12 protein-coding genes and 1 tRNA gene are annotated in these 14,393 nt (G+C 42.2%); all 13 read left to right on the forward strand.

All coding sequences use genetic code 11. From position 1 onward, the window contains the following. A complete protein-coding gene (locus AC6JA8_RS03855) occupies window positions 1-273 on the forward strand; it encodes a hypothetical protein (RefSeq protein ID WP_497975835.1) in 273 nt (90 codons plus the stop codon). Window positions 274-276: 3 nt separating this feature from the next. Beyond that, window positions 277-1,890, forward strand: coding sequence for a portal protein (locus tag AC6JA8_RS03860; RefSeq protein WP_497975836.1), 1,614 nt, complete (start codon window positions 277-279; stop codon window positions 1,888-1,890). Next, entirely contained in the window at window positions 1,865-2,119 is a 255-nt protein-coding gene (locus tag AC6JA8_RS03865) for a hypothetical protein (RefSeq protein ID WP_497975837.1), read from the forward strand. The genes AC6JA8_RS03860 and AC6JA8_RS03865 overlap by 26 nt, the downstream gene beginning before the upstream one ends. A gap of 7 nt (window positions 2,120-2,126) precedes the next feature. Further along, a tRNA-His gene (locus AC6JA8_RS03870) sits at window positions 2,127-2,202 on the forward strand. A gap of 38 nt (window positions 2,203-2,240) precedes the next feature. Beyond that, window positions 2,241-3,056, forward strand: coding sequence for a hypothetical protein (locus tag AC6JA8_RS03875; RefSeq protein ID WP_497975838.1), 816 nt, complete (start codon window positions 2,241-2,243; stop codon window positions 3,054-3,056). 111 nt (window positions 3,057-3,167) lie between these two features. Further along, window positions 3,168-3,992, forward strand: a complete 825-nt coding sequence (locus AC6JA8_RS03880; protein WP_497975839.1) for a phage capsid protein — start codon at window positions 3,168-3,170, stop codon at window positions 3,990-3,992. A 72-nt stretch (window positions 3,993-4,064) separates the two neighbouring features. Then, complete coding sequence (locus tag AC6JA8_RS03885) at window positions 4,065-4,316, forward strand: hypothetical protein (RefSeq protein ID WP_497975840.1); 252 nt, start codon at window positions 4,065-4,067, stop codon at window positions 4,314-4,316. 11 nt (window positions 4,317-4,327) lie between these two features. Next, complete coding sequence (locus AC6JA8_RS03890) at window positions 4,328-4,891, forward strand: phage connector family protein (protein ID WP_497975841.1); 564 nt, start codon at window positions 4,328-4,330, stop codon at window positions 4,889-4,891. Continuing rightward, the gene (locus tag AC6JA8_RS03895) at window positions 4,891-6,606 is read left to right on the forward strand and encodes a phage tail protein (RefSeq protein WP_497975842.1); all 1,716 of its coding nucleotides are present in this window, start codon (window positions 4,891-4,893) and stop codon (window positions 6,604-6,606) included. The genes AC6JA8_RS03890 and AC6JA8_RS03895 overlap by 1 nt, the downstream gene beginning before the upstream one ends. Next, complete coding sequence (locus tag AC6JA8_RS03900) at window positions 6,603-7,040, forward strand: hypothetical protein (protein WP_497975843.1); 438 nt, start codon at window positions 6,603-6,605, stop codon at window positions 7,038-7,040. Before AC6JA8_RS03895 ends, AC6JA8_RS03900 begins: the two co-directional genes overlap by 4 nt. Then, window positions 7,041-7,421 carry a hypothetical protein gene (locus tag AC6JA8_RS03905; protein ID WP_497975844.1) on the forward strand — a complete coding sequence of 127 codons (381 nt, stop codon included), beginning with the start codon at window positions 7,041-7,043 and terminating at the stop codon, window positions 7,419-7,421. It begins immediately after the preceding gene. Further along, the gene (locus AC6JA8_RS03910) at window positions 7,421-9,310 is read left to right on the forward strand and encodes a hypothetical protein (RefSeq protein ID WP_497975845.1); all 1,890 of its coding nucleotides are present in this window, start codon (window positions 7,421-7,423) and stop codon (window positions 9,308-9,310) included. The genes AC6JA8_RS03905 and AC6JA8_RS03910 overlap by 1 nt, the downstream gene beginning before the upstream one ends. Window position 9,311: 1 nt before the next feature. Next, window positions 9,312-14,390 (forward strand): LPD3 domain-containing protein, encoded by a 5,079-nt coding sequence (locus tag AC6JA8_RS03915; RefSeq protein WP_497975846.1) that lies wholly within the window; start codon window positions 9,312-9,314, stop codon window positions 14,388-14,390. Window positions 14,391-14,393 lie beyond the last annotated feature (3 nt).

The following is a 14,393-nucleotide window of genomic DNA, read 5'->3' on the forward strand; positions in this document are numbered from 1 at the left end:
ATGGGTGGAGCAAAAGAAAAAGCTGAAAGAGGGTTCGCTGCTGTAGCAACTGGAGGAATGAGTGAGGTTGCTCGTGCTGCCGCAAAAGAATTAAAGCCAAACCTTCCTGCAGCACCAGACTATGAAGCCCAAAAAGCCGCAGCTGAAGCCGAAGTCGAAGCAAAGCAATTAAAAGACATTAACTTAAAAAACTCTGGGGTCTCTTCCACTATGATGGGTGGATCTACCGGGGATGATTCAAACCTTAAAAAGAAAAAACTTCTTGGGGAGTAATTGATGGCCAGTGTTTTAGCTGATCGCCTGATACATCGTTTTAATTCTCTTGAAACAGGTTTAGCCTCACACAAGGCAAGACTAAAAGAGATTGCCGAATACTTCCAGCCGGAAAGGTCTATGGGGTTTGGTGCGGATTTCACTTCCGATGATGATAGAGCAAAGATCTTTGACTCAACCCCTGAAGACTGCCTTGAAAACCTTGCGGCATTCACTCACACACTTCTTACCCCATCTACTCAGATGTGGAGTTATGTAGGGATGGAAGGTGTGCAGGAAGAAGAACTACCAGCTGAAGAAAAAGAATGGCTCGATATTGTCAGTAGGAAGATGTCTGATAAGTTCAATTCGGAACGACTTGGATTCCATAACTCAGTTCATGAATTCTTTTTAGATTACCCTTCATTTGGAACAGCTGCTTTCTTCGTTGATGAAGAAGATGGTGAGCCTCGCTTTGAGTGCTTACCTATCGACAACATTCGTTTTTCTGAAAACTCAAAGAAGATTGTTGATACTGTCTATAGAACCATTACTATGACTGCTCGTCAGATTGTTGAGAAGTGGCCAGAAGGTGCCGGAGTTACTCTTACGGAAGTTAGTCTCAAAGATCCAGAAAGAAGGTATAAAGTTCTTCATGTGATTGAACCAAGAAAGAAATTTAAAGAAGATGCGGTCCGAGGCAAAGATATGCCAATCGCGTCTTACTACATAGCTTTAGATACAAAGAAGACACTACATGAGTCAGGTTATCATGAGATGCCGATAATGGTTGCTCGTTGGTCTAAGATCTCCGGATCTGTTTGGGGACGAGGTATCGGACAGAAATCACTTCCGGATGTTCGAGTTCTCAATGCTATGAACAGGTCGTCACTTATCGCTGGTGAGAAGGCAGCGGATCCTACAACACTTTTACCTCATGATGGGTTCATTTCTCCATATTCGAGTGATGGTGGTGCAACTAACTATTACCGTGCTTCATTAGATATGAAGGATAAAGTAATCACAATTGGATCGGATGCAGACTTAAATGCTCTACTTGCATTCATTGATAAGAGGCAAGGTGCCCTTAGAAAGATGTGGCTAAACGACAAGATCTTAGAAGTCGGTGGCCCACAAAAAACGGCTACAGAAATTCTCGAGGCAACTAAAGCACGAATGAATATTCTGGGACCGGTTGGAAGCCGAGTTCAACCAGAATTCTTAGGTCCATTAGTTAATCGTGTCTTTAGAATTATGTATCGCAACGGAGAGTTTCCAGAAGCACCAGAGTCAATTGTAAATGCTGAGTTAAAAGTGAGTTACATCTCGCCAATTACTAGAGCACAAAAGCAAGTTGAGGCAGAGGCATTTCAGCAGGCCCTCACTTATTTAGCTCCAATGGTACAAGCTCAACCACAAATGATGCGTAATTTTGATTTCGATGAAATCGCTCGAGACACTCAAGCGCTGTTTGGGTATCCGGCAAAATATTTAAAAGATCGTCAGAAGGTTGCAAAAGAAGATCAGGCCGCAGCTGAAGAAGCTCAGGCGCAAAAGAATATGGCAGACGCAAGTAATGTTTTAACAGTGGCTGGGCAAGCAAAGGATCTAAATGAAGTCAAACAACAAGCGGCATAGCAATAAGCCAGAGACGGGTAAAGAAATCATCTCTGAGATTTTGTGGCTCTATTCTCAGGTCTTTAATACGGATGCAGGTCAACGAGTGCTTGAAGATTTAAAGATTGATTTAAAGCACGGGGAGAACCTTTACACAAAAGGAATTCCCGTTACAGACCTTTATTATCAGATGGGGCGCCAAAGCGTTATTAACGATTTATTAAACAAGTTAAAAGTAACAACAAAATAATTTTATGTTGGCAGTAGCTTAGATGGTGGAGCGCTGGAATGTGGATCCGGAGGTCGTGGGTTCGATCCCCACCTGTCAACCCAATATCAATTATGAAGCTTAATCAAAAAAGGAGTTTTAGATGGGCGATCAAGAATTATCAGGGCAAGGGCAAGAAACACCGTCGGGACAAACCGGACAAGAAGGTAATCCTGGTCAAGCGGCGCCAGCTCAAAATGTCGGATTAAGTTTTATTCCAGCAGAATATAAAGATGCTTCGTGGGCATCAAAGTATTCTACACCTGAAGATTTTTTCAAAGGGATCGACAATCTAAATAAGATGGTCGGGCAGAAGCAAATTGTTCAGGGGATTCAAGTGCCTGGAGAAGGTGCTACTGATGATGACTGGAGTAAATATTATACTTCACTTGGAAGACCAGAATCAGCCGATAAATACAATCTTCCTGAAGATGTAAAAGCATTCGATGGTTTCGACCTAGACGGCGAAAAGAAAATGTTCAATGAGTTGGCCCACAAGAATGGGCTCTCTGATAAACAAGCAGCAGGTCTCTTTAAAGACTACATTGGAGCTCTTAATAAACATCATGAACAATACCAAGCATCCCGTCCTACATTAGACCAAGCAAAGAAAGAAGCGTTTGGCGACAAAGTTGACGAGGGCTACGCTCTAGCGAACAAAGCCTCTGACGCTTATGGATACACTGATAAACTAAACGCAAGAGGGCTTGGAAGAGATCCTCTGGTTCTACAAATCCTAGCTGAATTAGGTAAGGGAGTCGGTGAAGGAGAGTTTGTTCCAAATAATGGTGGAGAATCGAAAGAGTCTTTACTTGAACAAGCTAGACGCCTGCAGGCTTCACCAGAATACAAGACCGATCAGAAAGTTTTTGACCAGGTTGCATCTCTTTATAAACAAGCAAATGCGCTGAAGAAGTAACTTCAGCGCAAAACTTTAGGGCCAGTACAAAAGTCAAACCCGTAAGGATACTTTGATCATGAGCTGATACCCTGAGAGTAAAACTAACACTTTTATTTTTGGAGGATTTTTATGTCTACAACAATTGATCAAGCATTTATTCAGCAATACGATACAGATTTGCATTTGGCATATCAGCAACATGGATCAAAGTTAAGAGACTTTGTTCGTAAAAAGTCTGGTGTTTCCGGTGAAAAGGTTACTTTTCAGAAGTACGGAAAAGGTGAAGCTACTCAAAAAACTCGTCACGGAGCTATCACTCCAATGAACCCAGTGCATACTAAAGTCGCTGTTACTTTAGAAGACTGGTATGCAGGTGATTACGTTGATAAGCTTGATGAGTACAAAGTCAACATCGACGAAAGACAAGCAATTCTTTCGACTGGGGCAGGGGCACTTGGTCGCAAGGTTGATGCTCAGCTTATCGCAGCTGCTTACACATCCACAAACATTATTAACCAAGCTACAAATACGTTTTCATTAGACGTACTCTTTGCTGGTATTGAAGCAATGCTTGGGGCAGATGTTTTTGAGGGGGCAGACTTCGATGTGACAGTAGTCCTTAAAACAAAGCAGTGGCTAGCTCTTCATAAAATTGATGAGTTTAAGTCAGCAGACTACAGAAAACAAAATGGCCAAATGGATATGAAGATTGCAGGTGTTAAGCAATTTATGGGAATGAACTTTGTTCACTCAAACCTGCTTGCAACTGCGACTGGGGTTTCTGATTGTATCATTTTTGACAAGCGCTCTCTTGGTCTTGGTGAAGCCAAAGGTACTGAAACAGATATTTGGTGGAACGGGGAAAAAGCATCTCACTTTGTTAACTCAATGATGAGCTCTGGAGCTGTCCTGGTAGATGCTCTTGGATGCGGGATTCTAAAAGTTAAAGATTAACAGGAAGGGGGAAACCCCTTTCTATTTCTTTTTCATATCGTTAATTCATATCAATATTTTTAGGAGCAACTAATGTCTGAAGCAACAAAAACACCAAAAAAAGAAACCGATGCGATTGCTGTCAATCGTGACTCATTAACTTATGTTGGCCCTGGACTTTTTATCTATTCTCATCCGGGCGACCTTTCTGCTTGCAAGACAGCAGGAGCTTTCCAATGTATCCACTCAAAGAACCTAGGTCTAAGAGTAGGGGATGTGGTTATTTGTAAAAACGAAAAGGAATCGATCAATATCGTAGTTCAAGAAATTAAAGAAAAGAAATAAAGAGGTGAGCGATGGCAAGCAAGGTAGATATCTGCAATGAGGCTTTATCAATCTTAGGACAAAAAGAAATTGTTTCTTTGAGTGATGAATCTGTAGAAGCCTATGCTTGCAATCGCCATATCGATACTGTCATCAAAGTAATTCTCGCTGGCCATCCATGGAACTGTGTATCTGAAGACTTTAACCTTAATAGATTGTCAGATTCACCAGTTTCCGAATACAAATATTATTATCAGCTACCAACTGGATATTTAAGACTGAACTCTGTTTCTCCTGAGCAAGAATATAAAATTCAAGGGAAAAAGCTTTTATCCAATGCTGAATCAGTTCAAATCAATTGTGTTGTTTTTAATGACAATACAGATATCTATACACCTGAATTATCTTCAGGAATTGCTCATGCCCTCGCGGCACGATTAGCATATCCAATGACCTCTTCTGTTTCTATGGCGGAAAGAGTTCAGGGGCTTGCCGATGATCTTATTTCAATGGCGAAATCAAGTAACTCATTTGAGGGAACTAAACGCGACAATGTCAAAAAGACATGGATTAGTGCGAAGCTTGGGGGTTATTAATGCCAAACGCTTCAATTCCTTTAACGAGCTTTACCGGGGGAGAGTGGTCTCCACGCTTGCATGGAAGATCAGATATTGGAAAGTACAGTAATGCCTGTGCGGTTCTTCAAAATTTGATTAATTATCCGCATGGTGGCGTCGTTAGAAGAATGGGGATGGAGTATATTGAAGATGCGCGAACAAACAATGTTCGTCTTATTCCATTTGAGTACAACCGTGAGCAAGCCTATGTGCTAGAGTTCACAGAAAACAAAATAAGATTTTATAGAAACGGAGCTCAGATTCAGGCTGGGGGATTGCCCTACGAGGTGGTAAGTCCTTTTTCTGCAGCTGATCTTCCTGATATATCGTTCACTCAATCGGCAGATGTACTGTATCTTGTGCATGAAAAGCACCCTCCACAAAAACTCTCGCGCACAGGGCCCGATACCTTTGGCTTGTCAGCAATTGTCTTTACAGGACAACCGGTTGAGTGGACGGCCAATAATTATCCTCGCGCCATTTGTTTCTATCAAAACAGATTGGTTTTTGCGGGCTCACCCAATAAGCCTCAAACATTGTGGTTTTCTAAAACCGCGACTTACGAGACGCTGACCTCTGGGACTGGTGGAAGTGATGGAATGGTTGTAACTATTTCATCTAACCAGGTTAATGCTATCCAATGGTTGGTTGCCAGCAAGAAACTTTTAGTTGGGACTACTGGTGGAGAGTGGACAGTTGGAGATGGGGTTAATGCTGTAACTCCAAGTAATATTCAAGCTTATCGTGAATCTAATTATGGTTCGAAATCCGGACGTGTGCAGCTTGTAGGTCAAGGTGCTATTTACGCTTCTCGAGATGGTAGAAAACTTAGAGATATGTCTTATTCATATCAATCAGATGGGTTTATCTCTCCAGAGTTATCTCTACTTTCAGAGCATTTAACTCGACCAGGTATTCGAGAGTTCGATCTCGCTCAAAACCCAGACACAATTCTCTGGTGTGTAATGGAGGATGGATCCTTGGCGGGCCTGACATATCTTAAATCAGAAGAGGTTCAAGGATGGCATAGGCATACAACTCAGGGTGAAGTTAAAAGTGTTTGCACAATTGAAGGCGATACAAGCACGGAAGTGTGGTTTGCAGTTCTTAGAAATGGGAAAGTACGCATTGAGAAGATGCCCGATATGTTTGAAGGCGATGATTTGAACGATACTAGCTGCGCTTACTTAGATTCTTTCTTGACGTATGAAGGACCAGAAATTCAAACGCTGTCCGGTCTTGAGCACTTAGAAGGTATGGATGTTGGCGTGATTGCAAACGGTCAAGTTCTACCTGTTAAAAAGGTTATAGATGGGAAAATTACTTTAGGTGTTAAGGCCACTAAAGTTGTGGTGGGCCTTGAGTATGAGTGGCGATTAGTTCCACTTAGATTAGAAGGAGGTTCTCCTACTGGCGTTTCCCAGGGAAAGAAAAAAAGAATCGAATCACTTGTGGTGCGTGTTGAAAGAAGTGCAGGCATTAATCATAGAATACCTGGACAAGAAAAAGGGATGCCACTCGCAGCTCGAAAATTTGGTAATAACTTCAATGAAGCGGTAAAGCTTTATACTGGTGATTTGCCAATCAAGGTACAAGACTCATGGGATCGCGATGGTCAATTTGAACTATTCGGCAAAGACCCATTGCCTGTCACTATTTTAATGATCGTCGCAAAGGTAACGGTCAATGAATGAAAATAGTCGATTTAAAAAAAGAACACTTATTTAATATCAAGTTAAGAAATCTTGAACTTGATGATTTGTTAGGCGGCGATGCTCTTGAGAGGCACGCTGATTTCTATTTGAATTGCCAATATAAGAAAGCGATCTTGGTTGAAGATCAGGTCGCAGTTATTATGGGTGGTAATATCAATAATCAATCTCAGTGCAATACCTGGTTGATTGCTTCTGATCTAATCGAAACCTGTCCCATTTCTACAATGAAACTTATAAAGAGACTTCATCGAGAAGGGGCGCAGTCACATAATATTAAATTATTTTATACCTACAATTTGCCATCCTATGAAAGAGAAGTCCGCTTTGTTGAAAGTGTTGGATACAAAAGACAGGGCACGGTTAACTATTTTGAGGATGGGAAAAATAGAATTCTGTTAACCATGGAGGCTTAAATGGGAGCAGCTCAAGCAGCGATGGGACCTTATGGAGCTTTGTCTTCAGGTCTTATTGAAAGTGAATATGAGATGAATAAGGCGGCAGCAGATCGCGTGGGCGAAGAAGCTAAATACAATGCAAGGCTTGTGAAGGATGATGCTGTTAAGTTCAGAAAGGAGCAGCAGGCATCTTATGCAGCAAGTGGGATTGAACTTGAAGGGACGGCAGCTGATGTAATTAAAGAGGACGAGGTTAATGCCAATATCGAGGCAATGAACATCATCTATGCGGGTGAGTATAAGAAGGCCATGATGAAGTCTCAGGCAAAGATGAATAGAATTAACGGGTATGTTTCTACTGCGAAAGATGGCGGTAGATTTATGTTAGGAGCAATGTAATGAGAATTCCACGAAGGGGCGGTGTTTCACAAGTTGGATCCGGCGCCCAGGTTCAGAGTTCTATGACAGGACTTGCGACAGACACTTTTGGTGCGGCAATGGACTTAGTCGGTAGATATAAAGAACAGCAAGATTCAAGCGATATCCAGGATGCTCAAAATAAAAAAGTCAAAGAGTTGAATGACTGGAAAGCCGCCAATTATTCACGTCAAGGTGAGTCTGCCTTAGGTATGACAAAAGAGTACATGGAGAAAACAAAAGAGATTGATGAGCGTGTTTCATCAAATCTTTCTCCAAAGGCCAAACGTCTTTATGGTGGATGGAGCCAAGCTCAAGATAATCAAGACCGATTGAATGTCATGCTCCATGAGCAAAAACAAGATATGGCGGTAAAGGAATCTCGCTTCAATACTGGTTTAACGGTTGCTGAAGATATGATTAGGCAGGACGCTAGAACTTATCGTGAAGCGGCTTTGCACGTTGAGAACACACTTCAAAATGGACTTAGATCAGGAATTATTAAGCCAGAAGAGTATGATGCCAAGAAAACTGAAATTGAAAACAGGTTTAGATCTGAGCTTGGAAAAAGTTATTACACTCAAGATAAGCATGAATTCATGAAAAATATTAATGGGTTTGGATTCGGCAAGCCTGAAATTTCTAAATGGCAAGAGAAGTACAAAGACGACCTACGTGCAGAAGAAAGAGAGCGCAAAACTCTTTATGCTGAAGAAGCTCGTATGATTATGGACCAGAGAAAGGATTTCTCGGCCCAGGCAATTGATAAAGGTGACACCTCTCACTATTTTTCAGGAGCACAGAAGTTAAGAAGCATGGGGTATAAAGATTGGGCACGCGATCTTGAAAGCGAGGGAAAGCTCTACGATAGGACAATTAAATTTAATGACCAGTACAAAGGCGCACCTCTTTCAGAGAAATTAAAAGCAGCTCAAGACTTAACAGTCTCTGACCAGGTCGAAGGATCAGGTTTAGACTTCGAAGCTAGAAAGACCATTCAAAAAGAAACTTATAAACAGGTTCAAATCTTTAATAAGGATCCAGCTGGATTCGTTAGCAATAGAGCCCAGGGGAATACGCCAGAAGAGATTGCAAGCTCCAGAATTTCTCTTCAAAGAAATCAAGGCATCATTCCAGAGAAGGGATTCAATGTTTTAACCTTCCAGGAAAAGACAGGTTATAAGCAAGCCTTTGAGGCAGGAGATGAAAGACAGAAAGCGGAGCTTGTCCAGGAGCTAACTAAATACGGAAAGCACGCACCCAAGGTAATACAAGAGCTAGAGGTTAATAAAGCACTAGCATTTGCACCGATGCTTCAGGATAAGAAAGCCCTTGAGCTTCTGGTGTCAGCTGCTTCCTCAAGGCCAACGAACCTGGACCCAAACGTGAAGGAGGCAGACTACAAGGCCGCAGCTCAGGATTCTAAGATCTATCAAGTGATGGCAAAGGTTCAAAGAGATTTTCCGACAGACTCAGGTCTCGGGGAGCAAATTAAAGATATGCAAACAGCAATGGTCAATATTGGCCTGAAGAAAATGGACGTAGGTGCCGGGGCAAAGTTCTTTGATGACAATTTTGAAGTCGAAGAAGATTCGGATAAAACGATTTATTTTCCAAAGTCTTTTGATTCTGACGACGTTATTAAAACACTGGATGAGAAAAAACAGCAAATCTCAGACAGTATTTCGTTAGACAACAAAGAGATGGCAACGCGAGCAAAATGGGCAGTAAGAGATTACACTTGGGTGAATTCGCCAAATGGGTTCGTTCTTGCAGACAAGAAGTCAGGAAGAGTCGTTCCTGGTTCTTACGTTGAGTTTGAAGAAGTACGTCATGGATTAAAGAACAATAAAAAATCAAAAGGGGAATAGGATGTTAACTCTTCCGGAAATGGATCAAAAGGATTTGGCTGAATCATTATCTGAAGGTGAGCCGACAGGTATGGAGTATTTCATGGCCAATGTTAAAGATGGCTTTGATAATACTTCTCTGGGTGTTGCTTATGACTACACAAAGGAAAGATCTCAAGACTTAGAAACATCAATCCCAACTCCATTGGATCAACACAATGAGAACATGGCAGCCTACAAAGAAGGCCGTCAACCAAAAGAGCTAACGCCTGTTACGGTTAAGAAAACAAATACTATGACAGTAGATCAATGGAAGCAGTCTCCTTATTTTAGAGAGGGGGTAGCGTTCCAGGATGGTTATTCTGAAGACCGTGCGAAATACCTGGCCCAATCTTTTGATGATCGTCAATTTAGAGCGGCAACAATTGAAGCAGGTGGAAAAGGAGTTGTTAGAACGGGGATGGGGTTTGCCGGTCAAATTGTTGGATCAATCGCCGACCCGATTAACTTAATACCATTTGCAGGTGGGGCCGTTAAAGGTGCTACATTGGCTGCGACAGTTGGAAGAGGTGTTGCAGAAGGGGCGCTTTCAAATATTGCTGTATCGTCAATTACAAGGCCGTATTGGCAAGACCGCGGAGTCGAGTCCACTTGGCAGGATTATGCCAATGATTTAGTTATTGGTGGAGTGCTAGGTGGTGCCTTTTCTGCAGCTGGGCATGGATTTTCAAAATTGATTGAATCCAGGAACGCTCGCGCTTCAGTAAATGCTTCAGACAGAGTTGCTCTTTCTTCAGCACTTGATCATTCCATTGAAGCAATTCAAAGAGGTGAGAACCCAAATCTAAACAACGTCGAAGGATTAGATACTGCTGTAAAAAACCTTTGGGATCTTCCAGAAATTCAAAGAAGTGAGAAGGTTCAAATTCTTCAAGACCAACTTGTTAACGATTTTAAATATAGTCCGGAGGATGCACAGACGGCGATCACTCCTATGGTGGCCCATGCTCAGGCGTATGCATCTGATCTTGGGCTCACGATAGATGAATTTATTGAAAAGTTTGGAATCAGCCAATTCTCAGATCAGGCCGGACATTACGGACAGGCCGATATTCAGGGACGACTTTCTCCAAGGCAAAGACGTGAACTTGGTATTCAAACACAGCAAACATCAATTCCTTTACCTGAAACAGTTGACCAGGTTGTAATCAATAAACCAATTAAAGAAAACCTAAGGGGCAACGTTTCTATAATCGTAGCAGATAAACTCCAGGATCGATCTGTGATAAATGCCCACTCCGGAGTTGAGATTCAGATTAATGAATCAACAAGAGGAAAGTTAGGCTCTGAAATTTCAAAGAAAATGGTGAAGTCTGAACACCAGGCCAAGACTCTTTCAAAGATCCTTGATGGCATCGATGACGTTATCGATAAGGCCGTTTTCCTGGAATCATCTTTGGATGCTAAAGGGAAAGGACGCGAGTTTGACTACTATCATTCTATCGCCCAAGTGAACGGAAAAGAGTATGCAGTTCAGCTGCAGGTTGATCGTTTAAAAAATAATGAGCTTTATAATTTGAAGATTGAGGAGATCAAAAGAGAGAGGGGGGCAACTTCCACCGCGAAGGGTGTTGGTTCGGACGGATCTTCGCCACTTGCCGAATCTCCCCTCTCATCAATGAGCTTATCGGATTTCCAAAATAAAATCAATAGCGTCAAGGATGCGAGTGAGCACTATCAAGGGGTTAAGGGAGCAGTCACATTTAAAGATGATGGAAAGGCTATCGTTTCGCTTTTTGAGAAAGCGGACAAGTCTACGATCTTTCATGAAACTGGACATATCTTCTTAAGAAACCTTGAGCAGTTTTCCGCTATGGAAAATGCCTCTCCTGGAATGAAACGCGATTTTGAAATCATGAAGAAGTGGCTTGGCGTAAAAGATAAGATTGGAGTTGAGCACCATGAGAAATTCGCTCGGGGGTTTGAGCAATATTTACGAGAAGGAGTGGCTCCGCGACCTGAACTTGAAAACGCGTTTCAGAAATTTAAAAACTGGCTAACGTCGATTTATAAATCTAGTGAGCAATTAAATGTAAAATTAAGCGACGATGCGCGCGAAGTATATGGAAGATTGCTTGGAGGAGAAGGCCAGCCACGCTTTGATCCTATTGAGCCACCAGCTCTTCCAGAGCCGCTTTTTAAAACAGAAGCAGATCTTGATAAGGCAATTGATGAAATCGCTTTAAAGCATCAAGAGAGTGGCTTAACGAGCAATGTAGATTTAGAGGAAATTCATTTATTAAATGAGCACCTCTCAGAGATTAAAGCCGAAGAAGATTCCCTGGATGCCATCCAGGAATATTTAACTTTATTTCAATCTGAGCCTTCAAAGAAGACGGAGCTCGAGCAGTTGGCAAAACAGGTTGGAATTTCAAAAAAAGAATTTGATCGCCTTGCAAAGGAAGTCAGGGAGATTGCTGAAGAAAAGGTTGCTGCTGAAGGTGGAAGCGGAATTAATGAGTTCGCAATTCAAAAGGCGATTGAAGAAAAAAGAATCCAATTAGCAATTGAAGCCAAAGAAAAGAAGAGACAAGTTTATCTATCAAAGCTTGCAAAAGAGAAAGTTCACAATCAAGCGCTCAGCCTGATTGATGCTGGAGCAAATCCTGAGCAAGCGATTTTATCCCAATTGGAAGGTGACTCAAGATTGCGTGGTCAGCATGGGGCCGGGGATTCTGTGTGGGGAACTTATCACTCTCTTTCTCAATCTTCTCTAAGCAAGCTTCATTCAGAACTTAAAGAAATAGATCCTCGCATTGAGAAGCTTTTCATGGATGATGTGAAATTTAATGAAAATGTTATTACTGAAATGCTTCAGATCAGAAGTGATGGCAAAGGCAACGTAGGCGTTTCCGGAGATAATGTTGCTGTCCAGGTGGCAAAGATTTTAAGCGACCATGCTGAGTCAGCAAGACAAAGGTTAAATCTCTCAGGTGCCAATATTGGAAAGCTTGACGGCTGGATCCCGAGAACCCATGACGCTGACAAGCTTATTTTAAAGGGCGAGAAAGCCTGGATTGAATACATGAAGGGATCACTCGACCTAGAAAAGACTTTTCCAAAAATAAAGGACGAAGCAGCTCTTGATAAAGCTCTTTATGAAACTTATCAAAATATCATTACAGGCGTTCGTGGCGAACGTGGACAGATTGATGGAACGGCATCGCTTGTGAAGTCTCCACGAAATATTGCAAAGAAGCTTGGAGAGTCAAGAGTTCTGCACTTTAAAGATTCTGCAGGCGAGTTGAATTACCTAAAGGAGTTTGGGCAAGGATCCAATATCCTGGAAACAATGTCGAGACACATGGATATCACTTCTCGCAAGATTGCTTTAATGGAAAGACTTGGGCCGAATCCGGACACGACTGTGGCAAGTGCAATTGAAAATATTCGTCAATCCATCAGGGATAAAAAAATTTATAAAGATCTTCCGGATGCAGACAGGGTAAAGCTTCTTGAAAACTTGGGCGACAAGAATAAGCTTATCAATCGTGAAGGGGCAATTGGAAAATCATTTATGTTTATGATGGGCGAAGGTAATAGCTTTGAAGCCCCACGCATGAAACAGTTTGCTCAAACAGTTCGCTCAGTAAACTCTGTAGCCAAGTTAGGAGCTGCAACACTCTCTCAGTTTTCTGACTTCTTGAACCTGGTTAACGAGCACAGAGTAGTTCGCGGAAATAATTTTGCAGGGGCCTGGGTCGATACAATGAAGCACTACTTCTCATCGATGACACCGGAAAAGCAGCGTGTCCTGGACAGGCTTGGAGTTATGGCAGACACCATTAACTTTAAAAACTATAACCGATTTGACGCTGACAATATCAATAACAAACTTGGAAGAATGAACGATATTCTTTTTAAGATCTCCGGCCAGGAGTTACACACAACAAAGGCGAAGTCTGGTTTTGCGTTAGCAATGTCGAAAGATCTAGGTGAGCTCGTGGACGTTGACTTTGATAAACTTCCTGCAGGATATAAAGAAGCTCTTCAGCAGTATGGCTCTATTGATAAAAAGAAATGGGATCTTTTAAGATCGATCTCACCTGAAGACGTTGACGGTGTGAAATATTATCACCCGGATCTTGTTCAAAAAGTAGAGAAGTCCCTATTGGAGGATTTCATCCCTGAAGAATTTCGTGAAGGCAATAAACCAAAAGCAAAAGAAATCGATCCAGGAAAGTTTGATAACCCGGCCGATCAAGGGGATGCGATCGCCATGGAGGAAAAGGCACTCGAGTCTAAGCTTAAGAACTGGGGTGAGTATCGTGAATTTCACCTTGAGCGTGCGAAGTTTGAACTTGAGAACAACCTTAGGACATTCTTTATCGAAGAAACCAAGAACGCCGTGCTCGAGCCGGATCTGAAGACAAAAAGGATTACCTCTTTTGGGACAAAGTCAGGAACGATTACAGGTGAAGCTGCTAGACTTATGACTCAGTTTAAATCTTTTGCCTTCGCTTACTGGGATAGAACAATTGAAGGTAGACGATTTAACATCTCAAAGGACTCCGTTGATTATGGTGGAGTCATTCACCAGGCCGTCGCAGGTGTTATGCTTGGATACATCTCAATGGTCGCGAAGGATCTTTCAAAAGGTCTTGAGCCAAAAGATCCAACTTTGAAGCAAACCTGGTTACAAGCGGCCTTCCAAGGCGGAGGCTTAGGAATTATGGGAGACTTCGTTCAAGGATCATTGGCCAGAACAGGTGCCGACTTTATTGCAACCTTTGCAGGCCCAACCGTTACCACTGCTGCAGGTATTGCTAACCTTGCAGGAAAAACAGCTAAGCAGGTTTATAACAGCTCGGTAGGCGAGAAAACAGATTACACTGGCCTGGTGTCTGATGGTGTCGATATCGCGAAATCTCAAGTTCCATTTAATACTCTTTGGTATACAAGGGCAGCGACTGAATTTTTAATTTGGCATCAGATTAAAGAAGCACTCGAGCCAGGTTCGATCCGCCGTAGTGAACGCAGACTTAAAAAAGATTTTAATCAAAAATATCTTATGAGTCCTAGCGAGGTCTACGGGCTCTAAGGA

The sequence above is a fragment of the Bacteriovorax sp. HI3 genome, from assembly GCF_059738875.1.